This window comes from Micromonospora echinofusca (assembly GCF_900091445.1).
GTDB lineage: Bacteria > Actinomycetota > Actinomycetes > Mycobacteriales > Micromonosporaceae > Micromonospora > Micromonospora echinofusca.
Genome location: NZ_LT607733.1, coordinates 5,702,021 through 5,718,782, shown reverse-complemented (window position 1 = coordinate 5,718,782; position 16,762 = coordinate 5,702,021). Strand labels below are relative to the sequence as shown.

Annotated in this window: 14 protein-coding genes and 1 pseudogene; 8 read left to right on the top strand and 7 right to left on the bottom strand. The window is 69.5% G+C overall.

Features of this window, described 5'->3' with window-relative positions:
• The first annotated feature begins 206 nt into the window (after positions 1-206).
• Positions 207-326: an IS3 family transposase gene (locus GA0070610_RS32005; protein WP_223201434.1), complete on the top strand. Its 120-nt coding sequence runs from the start codon at positions 207-209 to the stop codon at positions 324-326.
• Here the strand turns inward: GA0070610_RS32005 and GA0070610_RS24420 are convergent.
• Positions 312-2,966, bottom strand: a pseudogene (locus tag GA0070610_RS24420) (LuxR C-terminal-related transcriptional regulator); the annotation flags it as partial. The gene GA0070610_RS32005 and the pseudogene GA0070610_RS24420 overlap by 15 nt on opposite strands.
• Before the next feature lie 248 nt (positions 2,967-3,214).
• On the opposite strand from GA0070610_RS24420, the gene GA0070610_RS24415 reads away from it, so the two are divergent.
• Positions 3,215-6,706: a M28 family peptidase gene (locus GA0070610_RS24415; RefSeq protein WP_197697767.1), complete on the top strand. Its 3,492-nt coding sequence runs from the start codon at positions 3,215-3,217 to the stop codon at positions 6,704-6,706.
• 422 nt (positions 6,707-7,128) lie between these two features.
• On the opposite strand, the gene GA0070610_RS24410 is transcribed toward GA0070610_RS24415, so the two are convergent.
• Positions 7,129-7,578 carry a hypothetical protein gene (locus GA0070610_RS24410; RefSeq protein ID WP_124778772.1) on the bottom strand — a complete coding sequence of 150 codons (450 nt, stop codon included), beginning with the start codon at positions 7,576-7,578 and terminating at the stop codon, positions 7,129-7,131.
• Between the two features lie 5 nt (positions 7,579-7,583).
• On the bottom strand, positions 7,584-7,931 hold the full coding sequence (locus tag GA0070610_RS24405) for a hypothetical protein (protein WP_091113588.1): 348 nt from the start codon (positions 7,929-7,931) through the stop codon (positions 7,584-7,586).
• Positions 7,932-8,241: 310 nt separating this feature from the next.
• Between GA0070610_RS24405 and GA0070610_RS24400 the strand changes: the two genes are divergently transcribed.
• Complete coding sequence (locus GA0070610_RS24400; protein ID WP_089002209.1) at positions 8,242-9,486, top strand: IS256 family transposase; 1,245 nt, start codon at positions 8,242-8,244, stop codon at positions 9,484-9,486.
• Positions 9,487-10,009: 523 nt separating this feature from the next.
• On the opposite strand, the gene GA0070610_RS24395 is transcribed toward GA0070610_RS24400, so the two are convergent.
• The 3 genes from GA0070610_RS24395 to GA0070610_RS24385 all read right to left on the bottom strand — a co-directional run bounded on the left by GA0070610_RS24395 (position 10,010) and on the right by GA0070610_RS24385 (position 13,249).
• A complete protein-coding gene (locus GA0070610_RS24395; RefSeq protein ID WP_197697766.1) occupies positions 10,010-11,323 on the bottom strand; it encodes a reverse transcriptase family protein in 1,314 nt (437 codons plus the stop codon).
• A gap of 338 nt (positions 11,324-11,661) precedes the next feature.
• Entirely contained in the window at positions 11,662-12,699 is a 1,038-nt protein-coding gene (locus GA0070610_RS24390) for a CU044_5270 family protein (RefSeq protein ID WP_089002208.1), read from the bottom strand.
• A gap of 1 nt (position 12,700) precedes the next feature.
• Positions 12,701-13,249 (bottom strand): RNA polymerase sigma factor, encoded by a 549-nt coding sequence (locus GA0070610_RS24385; RefSeq protein WP_089002207.1) that lies wholly within the window; start codon positions 13,247-13,249, stop codon positions 12,701-12,703.
• A gap of 184 nt (positions 13,250-13,433) precedes the next feature.
• Between GA0070610_RS24385 and GA0070610_RS24380 the strand changes: the two genes are divergently transcribed.
• The 5 genes from GA0070610_RS24380 to GA0070610_RS24370 all read left to right on the top strand — a co-directional run bounded on the left by GA0070610_RS24380 (position 13,434) and on the right by GA0070610_RS24370 (position 15,690).
• Positions 13,434-14,015 (top strand): RNA polymerase sigma factor, encoded by a 582-nt coding sequence (locus GA0070610_RS24380; protein ID WP_089002206.1) that lies wholly within the window; start codon positions 13,434-13,436, stop codon positions 14,013-14,015.
• On the top strand, positions 14,012-14,314 hold the full coding sequence (locus tag GA0070610_RS31560; RefSeq protein WP_231925793.1) for a hypothetical protein: 303 nt from the start codon (positions 14,012-14,014) through the stop codon (positions 14,312-14,314). Before GA0070610_RS24380 ends, GA0070610_RS31560 begins: the two co-directional genes overlap by 4 nt.
• A 61-nt stretch (positions 14,315-14,375) precedes the next feature.
• Positions 14,376-14,525 (top strand): hypothetical protein, encoded by a 150-nt coding sequence (locus GA0070610_RS31555; protein WP_231925792.1) that lies wholly within the window; start codon positions 14,376-14,378, stop codon positions 14,523-14,525.
• A gap of 130 nt (positions 14,526-14,655) precedes the next feature.
• Positions 14,656-14,853: a hypothetical protein gene (locus tag GA0070610_RS31550; RefSeq protein ID WP_231925791.1), complete on the top strand. Its 198-nt coding sequence runs from the start codon at positions 14,656-14,658 to the stop codon at positions 14,851-14,853.
• 57 nt (positions 14,854-14,910) lie between these two features.
• Positions 14,911-15,690: a transposase family protein gene (locus tag GA0070610_RS24370; protein WP_088998274.1), complete on the top strand. Its 780-nt coding sequence runs from the start codon at positions 14,911-14,913 to the stop codon at positions 15,688-15,690.
• 93 nt (positions 15,691-15,783) lie between these two features.
• Here the strand turns inward: GA0070610_RS24370 and GA0070610_RS30970 are convergent, their stop codons facing one another.
• Positions 15,784-16,344: a hypothetical protein gene (locus tag GA0070610_RS30970; protein ID WP_172896585.1), complete on the bottom strand. Its 561-nt coding sequence runs from the start codon at positions 16,342-16,344 to the stop codon at positions 15,784-15,786.
• Positions 16,345-16,762: the final 418 nt, after the last annotated feature.

Here is a 16,762-nt window from a genome sequence, read left to right as displayed (position 1 = left end):
TTGTTGGTCGCATTGGATAGCTGCTGCGCTCCGTTGCTGGCGGTTACAGTAGCAAACCGGCCGCCTCTGTTGCTTTTTGTGTCAACTTTCTCGATTCTAAATCCTCGTCACGGCATTTTGCGACTTGACGTAGCGAGGATGCTGTCCGGGGAAGCACGTGCGATCCTCGCCCAACCCGCTCCTTTACGCCGCACGCCGAGTTACGCCTGGGCACCGGAGTCGGAAGTGGGCGCAAACGCGTTGCCAGGCTGATGCGCCAGGCCGGGCTGCAGGGCTTCTGCCGGCGCTGCCGTCAGGGCTGCAAGGTGCGCGAGTTGGACGCGTGAGTGGATGCCGAGCTTCCGGTAGACGCGGGTGAGGTTTGCTTCGACTGTTTTGACACTGATGGTGAGGGCGGTGGCGATGTCGCGGTTGGTCGCTCCGCTGGCGGCGAGCTCGACGCAGCGCTGTTCGGCGGAGGTGAGGCAGGGGAGCGTACTGCTGTGCGCGGGGACGGGCTCCAGTTGGTGGAGGGTGCGGGTGGCGGCTTCGATCCAGGGGTGTGCCTGGTGCGTGCTGAAGAGGTCGGCGGCGCTCTGCGCCGCGGTGCGGGCGCTGGCGCGTCGGCGTCCGCGTCGTTCGGTGTGGCTGAGGGCCAGGAGGGTTCGACCGTGTTCGATGGGCAGGTGGCGGAGGTGGTCGGCTGCTGCGGTGAGGAGGTCGGCGGCCGCATCGTAGTTGCCCAGGGTGGCTTCCAGGAGTGCCTGGGAGCGGTCGAGCACGGGGAGGACGCAGCTTCTATCTAGATCAGTCGCGGTGCGACGGGTATCGGTCAGCAGTTTGCGGGCTTGGTCGAGGTAGCCGAGGGAGATGAGGGCTTGGGCGAGGTCGGCGTGCCAGCGCAGGACGGACGGGTCGCGGACCTGCTGGCGCTTCTCAAGCGTACGGACCTCTTCCAGCGCCTCCAGGGCTTCTTTCGGACGCCCGGTGACCAGGAGAAGATGTCCGAGGACGAAGAGGTTTCGGGAGAGGAAGACTTTGTTGTCCTCCCGGCGGGAGGTGTCCGCCCCGCGGCGTGCGTGAGCGAGGGCGGAGTCGGTGCACGAGGCGGTGCCCTCGACCAGGGCGGAGGTGTAGCACGTTGGTGCGGGGTCCAAGGCGGCTCTGTCGGTAAGCGACAGGGCGCGGCCGGCGTAGTCGAGGGCCAGTCCGCACCGTCCGGCGCGGATCTCGACTTCGGCGAGGCTGCGCAGGACATCCACGGTGGCTTCGGCGTCTCCGGTCCGCTCGGCTTCGACGAGCAGAGGCAGCAGTGCGCTGCGGGCTTCGTCCAGACGGTCGTCGAAGATGGCGTGCCGGGCGGAGAGCTGTTCGGGCCTGGCGTTGACGGGGATGTGAGTGCTGCGTGGCAGGGACAGGGCGTGGCCGAGCGTGGTCTCGGCTTGGGGGCGGCCGAGGATGCGTTGGATGCGGGCCTGCATCGTGAGGGCCATGGCGGTGGTGGCGGTGTCGCCAGCGCTCCGGGCGAGGCTGGCGGCCCGGGCAGCCTGGGCGCACGCCCGGTCGGGATCGCCGTTGACGTTGGCCCAGATCGCCTGGCGGATGAGGATCTGCGCGGTCAGGTCCGGATGTCCGGCCGCTTCGTGAAGTGCGTCGGCGAACAGCTTGTCGCCGTTGTGCAGGTGCTGTCCGCCTGAGTCGATCAGGGAGATGAGGGCGTTGACGCGGTTGGCGGGGCTGCTGTCGTGGTGCAGGACGAGGCGGACGGCGGCCTGGCCGCGGGGCAGGTCGCCGTTGTGGGCGGCGTCGCGTACGGCGGTCAGCGCCCGTTCGGTGAGCAGGTCGGCGTCGGTCTCCGGGGTACGTTCGGCGGCGAGGAGGGAGAGTTCGGCCGCTAGTGCGGGTTCTCCGCGCAGCCGGGCGCGGGCGGCGGCGCGGGCGGCGCGGTCGGCCGACTGCGGGTCGTTGGTGTCGGCCGCCAGCGTGGTGTGACGGTCGCGGCGGATGCTGTCGCGGCTGGCTTCGGCCAGGCGGGTGTGCAGGAGCCTGCGTGTGGCGACCGGCGGTCGGGCCGCGAGTTCGGCACCGATCGCGGAGGCGGCGAACCGGATCTTCCCGTCGGCCGGCCCGATGTTGATCAGTCCGGCTGCCTCGGCCTCTGCGAGAAGGTTGTCGGCGGGCGGGCCGGCGAGGCGGCTCAGCAGTTCGCGGTCGGGCCGGTCGTCGAGTGCGGCGACCGTCAACAGTTCCTGAACTTCGGCCGACACAGTGCCCAGCCATTCGTTCACCAGTCGGCGGGCGGCCGGCGGCAGGACCAGGTCGTCTACGAGACCCTGAGCGGCCGGCAGGTCGGTGGCGCGGCTGCGGGCCCCGGCGAATGCGAGGGCTAGGGCCGGGTTCCCTCCGCTGCGGATGTGGGTCTGCGTGACCTCGTAGGGGGTTAGCCGGTACGGCGACAGCAGGGTTGCGACCTGATCGGGTGTCAGCGCCGGGATGCGTACCGCCCAGGGGTCCTCGCCGCACCAGTGGCCTTCGCTCCCCGGGCGCCAGATTCGCTCTGCGGCTATGACGGGAAGGTCGGGAGCCAGGCGCAGTGCCCAACGCAAGACGGCCGCGCTGGCCGTATCCAGCCACTGGGCGTTGTCCACCACCAGTGTCAGAGGCGGGGTGTCCAGCAGCAGGGTGGCGGTCAACCGGCGCAGCCGTAGAGCGCTCCCGGCGGGATCGGCAGAGCCCGGCACTCCGACGGCCTTGTCGATTCCGGTCGCGAGTTCCCGCGCGGCCGGCAGCGGTTGGAGGGCCAGTGCGAGTTCGAGCAGTCCGGTGTAGGGGACCTGGGCGTCCTGTGGGCTCGGAGCCAGCCTTAGGACAGGCATGCCCAGCTGCTGCCCGAGTACACCGGCCGCAGCGGTCTTGCCGATCCCGGGCGGACCGAACAGCACCACCCGACGGGCGCCGCGCACGACGCCCGGTACCACCGGCAGCATGGTGCCGGTGGCCCCCTGATGCGCATTCACTGCCGTCGCAGAATCTGGCACCGGATCATAGTGCGCCCGACGGTCCTTCGCGCACCAGAGCAAGGGGTTGCCCTGATTTCGGCCAGCCTCCGCCGTTCCTAGTGTCATCGCCAAAGCCGAGCTGTCACCGGTTGCCGGAGATCCCATCAACACGGGCCCTGCTGCCACACCCCTCAACCCATCTCGGCGGGAGGATTGCGATGTATCGAAGAACTGCCATGGCGGCCGCTGTCGCGGTTGCGCTTACCCTGGGCACCGTGACCGGGGTGGCCACCCAGTCGACCGCAGCCACCCCGCCCCCTACACCCACGGTTGCACAGAGCCCGCTGTCGCTGGCGATCTCTGCAGCCGACCGCGCTGCCGACGGCGGTCACGACGCGCTGGCGAAAGGCCCCTTCGAGCAGTACGACCGTCGCATGGTGATCCCGTGGGTGGACGGCCTGTTCTCCATTGCCTACGAGCGCACCTACCGGGGCCTGCCGGTGGTCGGCGGCGACGCCGCCGTACTCGCCGACGGCCGGGGCGCCATCCGGGCGATCTCGGCCGCCACCAAGACGAAGATCAACGTCTCCGTCGTGCCGACGGTCGCCGCCGACCGCGCCGAGCAGACCGCCAAGGGCCTGCTCACCAAGGTCGACCAGGTCGAGTCACGCACCCTCGTGGTGCACGTCAAGGACAGCACCGCGCGACTCGCGTGGGAGGTCGTCGTCGCCGGGCGCACCGCCTCGGCCCCCAGCCACCTGCATGTCTTCGTGGACGCGCGCAACGGCCAGGTGCTGGCCAAGCAGGAGGACGCCGCGGCCGGTTCCGGCACCGGCAAGTGGAACGGGCCCAGCCCGTTGTCGATCACCACGTCGCAGTCGGGCAGCACGTACTACCTGCGCGACACCACGCGCACCGGCCTGAACTGCCAGGACTACAGCACCAGCACCGTCTTCTCCGGCGCGGACGACAGCTGGGGCAACGGGGTGGGCACCAGCAAGGAGACCGGCTGCGTCGACGCGGTGTACTCGGCGCAGAAGGAATGGGACATGCTGTCGGCCTGGCTGGGCCGCAACGGGCACAACGGCAACGGTGGCAGCTGGCCGATCAAGGTCGGCCTGAACGAGCAGAACGCCTACTGGGACGGCTCGACGATCACGATCGGCAAGAACTCGGCAGGCAACTGGATCTCATCGATGGATGTGGTGGGTCACGAGTTCGGCCATGGCATGGACCAGAACACCCCCGGCGGCACCAGCTCCGAAGCCGGCCTCGGCGAAGCCACCGGCGACATCTTCGGCGCCCTGACCGAGGCATACGCCAACCAGTCCAGCGCCTACGACGAACCCGACTACCTGGTCGGTGAGGAGATCGACATCGTCGGCGACGGCCCGATCCGCAACATGTACAACCCCTCGCTGGTCGGCGGCCACCCGAACTGCTACTCCTCGTCGATCCCGAACACGGAGGTACACGCGGCCGCAGGTCCGCTCAACCACTGGTTCTACCTGCTCGCCGAGGGCAGCGCGCCGGGCGGCGGCAAGCCGAACAGCCCCATCTGCTCGGGCGGCCCGTCGTCGGTCACCGGCGTGGGCATCCAGTCCGCCGGAAAGATCTTCTACGGCGGCATGCTGCTGAAGACCTCCGGCATGACCCACAAGAAGTACCGCACCGCGACCCTGACCGCCGCGAAGAACCTGGACTCCTCGTGCGTCCTGTTCAATCGGACCAAGGACGCGTGGAACGCGGTCGCGGTCCCGGCCCAGACCGGTGACCCGACCTGCACCGGTTCCAGCACCGACTTCTCCGTCTCGGTCAGCCCCACCTCGGGCAGCGTCAACGCGGGCTCCTCGGTCACCGCGACGGTCAACACCGCGACCGTCTCCGGCAGCGCCCAGACCGTGTCGCTGACCTCCTCGGGTGCCCCGTCGGGGGTCACCGTGTCGTTCAGCCCGACGTCGGTGACGTCGGGCAACAGCTCCACGATGACGGTGGCGACCACGTCCAGTGCGGCTGCGGGCACGTACACCATCACCGTGACCGGCGCCGGTTCGATCACCCACACCGCGCAGTACACGCTCACGGTCAACGGCGGCACCCCCGGTGGCACCGCGCCGGACATCGACGTCGCCAACGTGCAGGCGCACCTGACACAGCTCAGCACCATCGCCACCAACAACGGCGGCACCCGCCGCTCGACCGGCCAGGGCTACCTGCAGTCGGTGGCGTACGTCAAGGGCAAGCTGCAGGCCGCCGGCTTCACCGTCACCGAGCAGCCCTGCACCTCCGGCTGCACCAGCGGTGCAGGCCCGAACCTGATCGCCGAGTGGCCGGGCGGTAACGCGAGCAACGTCTACATGTTCGGCGCCCACCTGGACGGCGTCTCGGTCGGTCCGGGCATCAACGACAACGGCTCCGGCTCGGCGGCGCTGCTCGAGGTCGCCCTCGCGCTGGCCGCGCAGAACCCGACCATGCTGAACAAGGTCCGCTTCGGCTGGTGGACCGACGAGGAACAGGGCCTCAACGGCTCCAAGTTCTACGTCAACTCGCTGACCAGTACCCAGCGAACGGCGATCAAGGCCTACTACAACTTCGACATGATCGCGTCGAAGAACGGCGGCTACTTCATCAACAACATCACCTCGACCGCGTCGCAGCCGATGAAGGCGTACTGGGACTCCCTCAGCCTGCAGCCGGAGGAGAACGTCGAGGGCCAGGGCCGTTCCGACGACTACTCGTTCCAGAACGCGGGCATCCCGACCTCCGGTTACGCGATGGGCGCCAGCGCCACCAAGACGTCGGCCCAGGCGTCGAAGTGGGGCGGCACGGCCGGTCAGTCCTACGACTCCTGCTACCACTCCTCGTGCGACACTCTCAGCAACATCGACGCCACCGCGCTGAACCGGGCTGCCGACGGCATCGCCTACACGCTGTGGAACCGGGCGGTCGGCACCTCGACGCCGACCAACGACTTCTCGATCTCGGCCAGCCCCGCGTCGGGCACCGTGAACGCGGGGTCCAGCACCACGACCACCGTCGGCACCGCCACCACCTCGGGCAGCGCCCAGACGGTTACCCTGACCGCCAGCGGCGCCCCCACGGGCGTAACGGTCTCGTTCAGCCCGTCGTCGGTCACCTCCGGCAGCTCGTCGACCGCCACCATCGCGGTCGGCTCGTCGGTGGCCGGCGGCACCTACACCATCACCATCACCGGCGCGGGTTCGGTGTCGCACAGCACCACGTACACGCTGACCGTGGCCGGCGGGCCGGGCGGCTGCACCGCCGCCCAGCTGATCCTCAACGGCGGGTTCGAAAGCGGCACCTCGCCGTGGACCGGCTCCACCGGCGCGATCGGCACCTCTATCGGGCAGGTGCCGCGCAGCGGCACCCGGTACGCGTGGCTCGGCGGATACGGCTACACCGCGACCGAGGCCATCAGCCAGACCGTCACCATCCCGTCGGGCTGCACCAGTGCGGTACTGACCTACTGGCTGCACATCGACACGAACGAGTACGGGGCGCTCGCCTACGACGTGTTCACGATCAAGGCCAACGGCACCACCGTGGCGGCGCTGTCCAACATGAACGCTGCCACGGGCTACACGCAGCGCACCGTCAACCTCGGCGCGTACGCCGGCCAGACGGTCACGCTGACCTTCGCCGGCAGAGAGGACGCCTACCTACAGACCAGCTTCGTGCTGGACGACGTGACCCTGCAGGTCGGCTGAGTTCAACGGCAGGGTGGGGCGCTCGCCCCACCCTGCCGCCGGTCCTGCGCCCCTGTTCCGCTGCCGGACCGGACCTTAGCCTGAATCCGTGGATTGGATTCTGGGTGCGTTGTCGGGTTGATCTAGCCGATTGGGGGTGTGATGGATCCGCTGGCCCTGGTCTCCGTAGAACGCCAAGTAACCCGGCTCCGCCTTGACCTGGCGAGAGGCGAAGTCCATCGCCTCCGGGCGCAGATCTGCCCAACCTCGCGGGAAGCGGCCGTACCGGTCGTAGAACCTCCGCAACAGCGCGAACCCGGCCGTATCTCGCCATGCTTGGACGCAACCAGGTCCAGCTCAGCAGGGACAAGGGTCCAGTGCTCGACCAGCTCGCCGATGCTCAGAGGAGATCGACTCACAGCGGTCAACCACCGTGGCAGCGATCAGGGACCGCGCAGACCCCCAAAAAGATCAACTATTTGGCCCCTGGTCGCAAGATCGGCGTGGTTGGTCGTGAAGGGCCCGTCGGCGTGTGACCAGGTCCAGCGAAGCCGTCGGTGGGTCAGCCACGCACTAGCCTGGCCGGCGAGGTCGCGGTGCCGGCGCTGGGTCCTGTTGGTGTCGCCGCCGTCGGTGGTGAAGGCGAGCAGGGCGTAGCCGCCGGGGATGCCGGCGTGGGGCTCGCCGGGGTGCCGGCTGCCGTCGACGGGGAGGTGCACGCTGGCCAGGGCCGGTGCGCCCTGTCCGGGCAGGGTTTGCAGCATGTGGACGCGGCCGTGGTCGACCAGGTGCCATCGGCCGTCCAGGGGCAGCCTGAGCACGGTGCGGGCGTGGGCGAACAGTTCGTAGGCGTCGACGGGGTCCTGCACGACGAGGGTGGTGGTCGCGGTCATCGTGGTCACCGGGCCCAGATCGCCAGGGCTGCGGTGGTGGCGGCGCCGGCGTACCCGGCGAGCAGCAGCGGCACGGCGCGGGAGATGGCGGTGTACTTGGCCCGTACGGCGCGGGAGAGCCACCACAACTCGCGGGCGCGTGCGAGGGGGGCGGTCTGGGCTCCCGGGTCGGTGTCGCCACCGACAACGCGGACCAGGACGTCCTGGGCGGTGTCGGTGTCGGCGTAGGCGACGAACCCGAAGTCCCCACCCCGAAATCCCGGTACGCGAAACCCGCGTCCGGCACCGGTGGGGCTACTGAACCGCCGAAAGCCCTTGCGGCAGGGCTGGCGCCGCGCGCCCTTTATGGGCATCACCGCACGCTCTTCCGCGCTCGTCGAAGAGGGCCGATGCCCACCGAACTCGCACATCGTGTCCGGGGTGTCTGTCGGTGACGGCGGCAGGCTGAGGTTGCCGTGCCCGTTGGGCCGGGAGTGGGGATGGCTGAAGTGTGTTCCGCCGTGATCGTGGCTGACGTTCGAGGTGCCAACCCCGCTCCCCCCGCCGGTTGCGTCCGCTGGAGTGGTGTACGACTTGCCCGTGATGGGCGTGTTGCGTAGATGAGAGACGGCCATCGCGTCGATCCTTCAAGACGACCAAGTCAGAGAAGGAAGAGAGAACGCGATGGCCGCATCAGAGAGTATGAACCCTGTTGACCTGCTGCGCGAGCAGATCGAGGGCGCGTCGCCGGACGTGTTGCAGGCGATGATCAAAACGTTCGCGCAGGCGTTGATGTCCGCGGAAGCGGACGCGATCTGCGGTGCCGGTTACGGGCAGCGCAGCGACGAGCGGGTGAACTCGCGTAACGGATACCGGCCTCGGGAGTGGGACACCCGGGCCGGGACGATCGACTTGGCCATCCCCAAGCTGCGCCAGGGCTCGTACTTTCCGGACTGGCTGCTGACCCACCGTCGGCGGGCCGAGCAGGCTCTGGTGTCGGTCGTGGCCACCTCCTATCTGCTGGGGGTGTCGACGCGGCGGGTGGAGAAGCTGGTCGAGCAGCTCGGGATCCGGCAGCTGTCGAAGTCGCAGGTCTCGGAGATGGCCGCCCACCTCGACACCCAGGTCGAGGCGTTTCGCAACCGACCCCTCGACTCAGGCCACTACACGTTCGTGTGGATGGACGCGCTGACGATGAAGGTCCGCGAGCACGGCCGCACCGTCAACGTCCACGCGCTGATCGCTGTCGGCGTCAACGCCGACGGCCAACGCGAAGTCCTCGGCCTCGACGTCGCCTCCGACGAGGACGGCGCCGGCTGGCTGGCGTTCCTGCGGTCGCTGACCGCCCGCGGCCTGACCGGGGTGCGTCTGGTCATCTCCGACGCCCACGCCGGCCTGGTGTCCGCGATCGGCGCGGCCCTGCCCGGCGCTGCGTGGCAGCGCTGCCGGACCCACTACCTGCGCAACCTGCTGACCAAGGTGCCCAAGTCGGCGCAGCCCTGGATCGCCACCCTCGTCCGCACAATCTTCGACCAGCCGGATGCCGACGCCGTCCGAGCCCAGTTCCAGCGGGTCGTGGCCACGATCGAGGCGAAGTTCCCAGCCGCAGCCGAGCACCTCGACGCCGCCAGGGATGACCTCCTCGCGTTCACCGGTTTCCCGCGCGAGATCTGGCGTCAGATCTGGTCGAATAATCCGCAGGAGCGGTTGAACAAGGAGATCCGCCGCCGCACCGACGTCGTCGGGATCTTCCCCAACCGGCCGTCGATCATCCGCCTCGTCGGCGCCGTCCTGGCCGAGCAAACCGACGAGTGGACCGAAGGACGCCGCTACATGGGCCTGGAACTACTCGCCAAAGCCCGCATGGTCACGATCGACACCGACCAACACGTCACCGACCAGACCGACCCCGCCCCGATCGCCGCATAACATCAGACCGGATCCCGCGATGGCCGTCTCTTACACCACTCGCGCGGACGCGACCCGACTCCCGGACCTTCGATGATGTGCGCGGTGTGTGCTCGAGAGCGGATGCCACCGTGGGGCAACCGGTGCCACCGGATGCCACGGCGGGTCAACGGGCCGGGTCGCTGCCGGGGTCCGTGTGCTCGGGGTGTGGTCATCGGTCGGCCCTGACCAGGGCGACGACGTGGGTGAACGTGGGCCACTCCCTGCCACCCCGGGTGAACCGGCAGGCCGCTAGACTGGGCACTCGCGCCCTCGTAGCTCAGGGGATAGAGCATCGGTTTCCTAAGACGACGCTCTATCTGTACCCAGAGGCTCACTACCTGCGGGTTCCTATTCCGTCTTCACGTTAGCGGGTCGCACACGCGCATTGCTGTGCTCGCTTGCCGAAGATCAGCAGAACAAGCGTAAGTCCTGCTCAGGACATGCTTCAGTCGGTCCAACGCGTCCTTGCCGAGATCCGGCGAAGCTGCCGCGCCGCGTCAGCCTACGGTGCCGCAAGAGCGTGGGCCAGCAGCGCGGCGAGTTTGGCTGTGCGTGCCGGATGATGATGACCGACCCAGAGAACTCGTCCGATGAGGTATTGAGCGAAGTCGGGGTGGCCGTTCCGGTTCTGCGAGGCGAGGCCGGTGCGGGCGGCGTTGTGGAGGATGGCGCGGAGCTGGTCGTATTCGTCGCGTGGTGTGGCGGGGTGGTGGTTGACGACGAGTCCGGCGAGGAGTTGCCGGTCGGCTCGGCCGCGGACGCGGGTCTTGGTTGGGTGGACTTGGAAGCCTTCGTCGCGGGCGATGTCGGTGACGGCGGCGATCAGGTCGTGGGTGCGGCGGGTGGTGAGGTCGCCGGAGAAGGCGAGGTCGTCGGCGTACCGGGTGTAGGTGATCTCGAAGGCCTTGGCGAGGCCGGTGAGGCGTCGGTCGAGTCGGTAGGCGCACAGGTTGGCCAGTGCGGGCGAGGTGGGAGCGCCTTGTGGCAGGTGGCCGGTGCGCAGCGCGGCGAGCCGGGCCGCCCGCTGCGGTAGGTCGGTGGGTGCCTGGCGGAGGACGGGGTGTGGGGTGCGGGTGGTGCAGAGTCCGGTGAGGGTGTGGGCGACGGGTTCGGGGTAGCCGGCGGTGCGGAACAGTCCGTAGACGCGGGTGGCGGGGATGTGGGTGAAGAAGGCGAGCAGGTCGATCCGGACGACGACCGGCTGTGCGGTGTGGGCGGCGGCGAAGGTGTGCGCGGAGCGACCGGGTACGAAGCCGTGCGCCGCGGGGTGGACCGGGATCGGCCCGAGGACCTCGGCGAGCAGCCGGCGTTGCAGGGCGCGAAGCCGAGATTTCGGTGCCTCGATCAACCGGCCCCGGTCGGTCCATCGGTAGTGGTAGTGATGCAGCCGGTGGGCGATGGCGCGTCGGTTCATGGCCCGTCGGTCGGCGTACCAGTCGAGGTGCTCGATGCTCAGGTCGAGCATCCCGGCCAGGTCGCCGACTGTGTCGATGGCCGGGGTGTGCCAGGGTCGGCGGACGGTGCGGGTCGGCGTCACGGGCCGCGTGTGGATGACAATGGGCCGCTGGTGCTGGCGGGATGCGGCGACTGCCGCGCGGAGCGGATCGAGGGTGCTCAGGAACTCGGCGAGCTCGCGTGGCCGGTCGGTGGGTGGGCGCGGGTAGGCGACCTGCACCGCGTCGGCGACCGGCCACAGCCATCGCCGCCGGACCCCGAGGACGAGCCCACCCTGGTCGACGAGATCGGCGCGGCGCCAGTCGTCGCCGGCGAGGAACGCGTCGGCGAGCGCGGTGGCGAGGGCGTGAAGGGTGGTCACGAGCGGGCCGGTGGTGGCAGCGTGTCCCGACGATGCCCGGTCGTGCGGGTGCACAGGCTCGCGGAGCGTGCCGACGCACCTGTGGTGTGGTGCCGAGGTGAGTATCGCGTCCCCGGGGTTGCCCCGGAGAGACCGTGACCGGACCCCGCGTGGGGGAGCGGCCTGGTCAGCTCGGGACACGCTGCCATGGGAGCAGCGTAGAGAACGGAGACCGTCATCGGTGTCCGCGGTGCGTGTGGCGCGTTGGAGAGAACCGTTTCGCCGAGTGATGCGTCCTAACCTTGCGTGATGGACGTGGACGATGAGGTTGACCGAGTCCTGGTCGACGGCCGAGGACGTCAACGCGGCATGGGGGCGTACTCGGCGATCAGGTAAGACCGATAGCTGATGACCGCAGGAATCACGACGTTCAACTTTCCCGCCGTCGTGGTCAGCATCTCCTCATACCCCAGCAGCGCGCCGGTACCGGGATCGACGATCACGGTGTACTGGGCAGGCAAGCCATGGGCATCGGAGACGATCGAAAACGCCTCCCCGTGACGCCCGGCTCGATCGGTGACCGTTCCGGCAGCCGTGATCCCCGGTAGATCGGCCAACAGCATGAGCACCGCCGCGCGTTGCGCCGGGTTCAACAGCCGCACACCGGCAAGCTCGGCGACATCTTCCAGGTACTGCACGGGGGCCTCAGGCGCGCCCGCGCCCGCCGTCAGCCACTGTCGTAGAGTCTCGGCCTCAGTCGGGACCGGCCCCTGGAAGGGGGTGTAGAAGTCACCGGCGGCGGAGTCGCGTACCTCTTGGACGGAGTCGACGCGGCCACCCCGCCGCTGCCACTCCCGCCGGTCGACAGCTGTGCGGAACGTCGGCGGCAGGTCCCTCTTGACCATCCGCCCAGCGTCGTTGTCGGTCCGCCAGGACCGCCATTGCTGCGGCACCACCGCAGACGTCGTCCGACCGCCCGATATCGACGAGTTCAGGAACCAGTTCGCGGACTCGAGGTGCTCCACCGTTCCCGCTGGCCGCTGCGGCGCCGGCTGCGCCGCTGCCGAGGCGGCGAGCTGTCGCAACCTCGTGCTGGCTGGCTCCGCGCTCGCGGGCGGACCGTAGCTCAGGATCGCAGGCGTCGCCGCGAACGCGGGCTGCGGCTGCCGAAACGTCTCCAGCGCCACCCCGCCAGCCGCCACCGCCAGGACCGCCGTGCCGGCCGCCGCCAACACCAGACGACGCCGGGGAACCCCTCGCCTCCCACTGACCGCGACCCGGTCAGAGGCGAGAATGCGCGACAGGTCCCGCACACGGCGGTTCTCGTCTGCAGGATGGACATCTCGTGCCGGATCCAGACCGCCCAGCAGCTGGCGCACCTCATTGACAGCCTTCATCTCATGCACCCCGATTCGACATCAACGGCGTCGCCCGCCGCGCCTGCTGCGCTCCGTCACCGACCATGCCCAGCTGTGTCCGCAACCGGCGGCGGGCCCGCATCAGCCGCATCGCACACGTCGCCCGCGACTGGCCGAGCACGACGGCAGCCTCAGCGACACTCAGCCGCTCCCAGGCCACCAGCCGCAACACCTCCTGGTCCGCGGCGGACAACCGCCCGAACGCCACCGCGACGTCACGCTGGCTGACGACCTCGTCCGCGTGATCCACGGTCACCGACCCGTCCGGCTCCGCCGCGACCCGCAGCGCCAACTCCTGCCACCGCCGTTGGCCCCTGGTCGCGTTCGACAGCACCAGCCGAGCCACCCCGTACAGCCACGGCAACGCCGACCCGGCCGGGACATCACCCAGACGTCGCCACGCGACCAGAAAGACCTCGGCAACAACATCACCGACGTCCGATCCGCCGATCCGCCGAGCCACGTACCGCCACACGTCCCCGTGATGGCGCTCGAACAACTCGGTGAACTGCTTCTCCGCGACGTCCATGGCACCTCCTACCGTGCTTATGTCCGGCACCAGTCACAACGTCACACCCAGCAACGAACGAATCACCCGATAGCGCTACCCTGCCCTCGCCATCCATCCGCGCATCGAAGATTTGGATCCACGTACTCGTCGAGAGGTGCGCCGCGACCTGCAACAGAGTCGGCGTGGGCGGTCATAGTGTGGTGTGAGGCATCAGGTACGGCCGTCGGACGAGGAACTGTGGTCCTCGATCGCCGCCGGTGACGAGTCGGCGTTTGGTCGGCTCTTCGACCGGTACTCCCGTCCGGTCTACAACCACGCGTTCCGGTTGACCGGGTCGTGGTCGACGGCCGAGGACGTCACCCAGGCGACGTTCCTCGTCGCGTGGCGTCGCCGTCGCGACGCCCGGCTGGTGGACGGCTCGGCGCTGCCGTGGCTGCTGGTCGTCGCCACCAACGAGGTCCGCTCCGAGTGGCGGTCGGCGCGCCGGTGGCTGGCGCTGCTCCGGCGTCTACCTGCGGAGCGGTACGCCGGTGGTGATCTCGCCGACGAGGTGGCCGCGCGGCTCGATGACGAGCGGCGGATGGCCGAGGTCCTCTCGGTGGTCCGCCATTTGTCGCCGGCGGAGCGGGAGGCGGTCGCGTTGTGCCTGTGGTCCGGCGTGTCGTACCCGGACGCGGCAGCGGTGTTGGGCATCAGTGAGGTGGCGGTGCGGTCCCGGGTGAGTCGGGCGCGCAGCCGCCTGGCGCGGCTGTTGCCCGAGGAGATTCAGGAGGGGACGCGGTGAACGACATTCTCGACCTGCCCGCGGAGCGGGACCTGCCGCCGGAGGCGGGGCACGCGATGCGGGCTCGGATCCTTGGTTCTGTGCGCCCGCGCCCGGCTCGTACGGCACGACTGCGAGCCGCCGTGGCGGGGGTGGTGCTGCTGGCCGTGGCGTCCGGTGTCGCGGCGGTGGTGTGGCAGCGGCCGGACCGACCGGCCGTGCAGGTGTTGGCCATGGGATCGGGTGAGTTGTCGCCGACGCTGCGGGATGCGGCCGAGCGGTGCCTGCGGTGGAACTCCCCGCAACGGCAGGCCCGGTAGGACCCGGGAAAGCGGCCCGTACCGGTGTCCCTGGCCGACTTGGCGGTGGCCATGGAGCGGGGTGACCGCGTTGGTGTTGTTCATGAACGACGTCGGCTACGCCACCTGCGACGTCAAGTCGCCGGGCACGGGCCGGGAGTCCGGCGGGGGCGCCACTGAGCGTGGCCGCACGGTGAGTGGCTGCCCGGGCCGGTGCAGCGACTGCTGCTGACCTCCACCGAGTCCGACGGCGGTGACGTCAGCGTCAGCGGCCGGATCAGCGACGTGTCCACCGGCTCGTACTCGACCACGGCGACGGCCACGCCACCGCGGCCCGGCTCTCCGAAGGCGCGTTTGGCCTGATGACCAGCGACGCCAGACTAAAGGCCGGCAGCACCCCTGAACTGGTCAGCTACGACGCCAAGAATGTGGAGATCGACAGGCGCCCGCTGTTCCAGGCCGAGGACCAACTCGAGCATTGCTACGTGGGCCCGAACGGGAAGCGGATCTACGGCAAACCGACCGGCGGTTGCCGACCCGCCGAGAAGTGGCGAGGCTAAGGGATGTCTCGTAACCCCGGTGTCTGTCCGTTGAGGATGGTCGGTCAAGATGCCTGGGTGCAGGTGATCTCGGCAGCCCGCCCGGAGTGGATCTTCCCGTTCACCGGGCTGCAGCCCGCCCAGTTCCGTTCGCTGGTCCGACTGGTCGCCGAGCGCGGCGGTGACGGCATCGCCGACGGCCGGCCGGGCCGGCAGTGGGCCCTCGACCTGCCGGATCGGGTGTTGCTGGTCGCCGCGTACTGGCGTACGAACCTGACGATGCGGCAGATCGGCCCGCTGTTCGGGGTGTCGCACTCCGCCGCGCACCGGGTCATCGACACCCTCGCGCCGCTGCTGGCCCTGGCGCCGGTGCGTAAGCGGCCGGTCGAGCAGATCGCGATCGTCGACGGGACGCTGGTCCCCACCCGCGATCACCGCCTGGCCGCCCGGAGCAAGAACTACCGCTACTCCACCAACCTGCAGGTCGCCATCGACGCCAGCACCCGCCTGGTCATCGCCGTCGGCGACCCGCAGCCCGGCAACCGCAACGACACCATCGTCTACCGCACCTCAGGCATCGCCGAGAAGCTCGACGGGCGGCCGGTGATGGCCGACGGCGGCTACCGCGGCAACCCCGAGGTGATCATCCCGTACCGCAAGCCCACCGACGGCAGCGACCTGCCGGACTGGAAGGAAGCCCTCAACGTCGAACACCGCACCGTCCGAGCAGGGGTCGAACACGCCCTGGCCAGGATGAAGTGCTTCAAGATCCTGCGCGACTACCGCCGCGCCGCCCACACATTGACCGACGCCGCGTCCGGCATCGCTAACCTCCACAACATCATCCTGGCCGGCTGAACGCCGGGCCGGTGCCGGGCAACGCCTCCACCCAGTTACGAGACGTCCCTTAGCCACCGTTGGAGGCTGACCGTGGCCCCGGGACGTGGGTCGTCACTCGCGGGTCAGCCCCGGCGGCAGCGCGTCCTCGTCGGGTCGGACCTCGCGGACGTTGGCCACGGGGTCGCGTTGAAGGGTGTGGATCAGTGGTGTTGGGCCGCCGACGCAGGTCCAGGTGTCGTCCCAGAGCGCGGAGACCAGCCATGACCGGTCGGCGGGGAAGAAGAGGTCGGGTAGCACTCCGCGGCCGTGGCGCATGTGACCGCCAGTGCGCCAGGTGAGGGCCTGCTCGGGGCCGGCCTGGACCAGCACGTACGGCCAGTTCCAGTAGAGGAACACCCTCGGGGCGTGGGGGAAGACGACGTCGTGGGCGCCGGTGTCGAGGTACGCCAGCCACCACGGTTGGTCCCGAGTGTGCGTGGTGAGGTCCTCGACCAGGGCGTGCTCGTAGGCGGCGGCGGTGACGTCGTCGGCCTGGTAGGTGGTGGCGTAGGCGTCGAACGCCGGCGGGATGGCAGTGGTGACCGAGACCCCGGCAGTGGTGTGACCCGCGATCCAGCCGACGTCGGCGGCGGTGCCGATGCGCCAGTCCCGCCCGTCCTTGCTGACCTGCACACCGCTATTCAAGCCGCTGCAGCGATGGTTGGCGTAGGAATTAGGAATCAGGCCGGTCGCGAAACGGCGGCCGGCGACCAGCCGTCCTGGGCCACCATGCCGTACGCCTGCCCCGCGCTCGGTGAAGCATGCGGCGTGGGTCCCGCACATCGTGTCCGAGGTGCCGGCCGGTGACGGCGGCAGGATCGAGGTTGCCGCGCCCGCAGGGCCGGGAGTGGGGATGGCTGTGTGTGTTCCGCCGTGATCGTGGCTGAGCCTCGAGGTGCCCACCCACTTTCCCGCCTCGCGGGCGGGCTGGTTGAACGGGCGCGGCCCTGGTGGCCGTAGACCCTGATGCCCGGGAGCGGTGGGTATGGCTGCGTGTGTTTCGTCGAGATGGCTTGGCTCACGGTAGGAGATGCCACCCGCCGCTTCGTCG

Bases quoted from the DNA above. Each gene is read 5' to 3' on its own strand.
- GA0070610_RS24415 (WP_197697767.1), top strand. From the start codon at position 3,215: ATGGCGGCCGCTGTCGCGGTTGCGCTTACCCTGGGCACCGTGACCGGG.
- GA0070610_RS24410 (WP_124778772.1), bottom strand. From the start codon at position 7,578: ATGACCGCGACCACCACCCTCGTCGTGCAGGACCCCGTCGACGCCTAC.
- GA0070610_RS24405 (WP_091113588.1), bottom strand. From the start codon at position 7,931: ATGCCCATAAAGGGCGCGCGGCGCCAGCCCTGCCGCAAGGGCTTTCGG.
- GA0070610_RS24400 (WP_089002209.1), top strand. From the start codon at position 8,242: ATGGCCGCATCAGAGAGTATGAACCCTGTTGACCTGCTGCGCGAGCAG.
- GA0070610_RS24390 (WP_089002208.1), bottom strand. From the start codon at position 12,699: ATGAAGGCTGTCAATGAGGTGCGCCAGCTGCTGGGCGGTCTGGATCCG.
- GA0070610_RS24385 (WP_089002207.1), bottom strand. From the start codon at position 13,249: ATGGACGTCGCGGAGAAGCAGTTCACCGAGTTGTTCGAGCGCCATCAC.
- GA0070610_RS31550 (WP_231925791.1), top strand. From the start codon at position 14,656: ATGACCAGCGACGCCAGACTAAAGGCCGGCAGCACCCCTGAACTGGTC.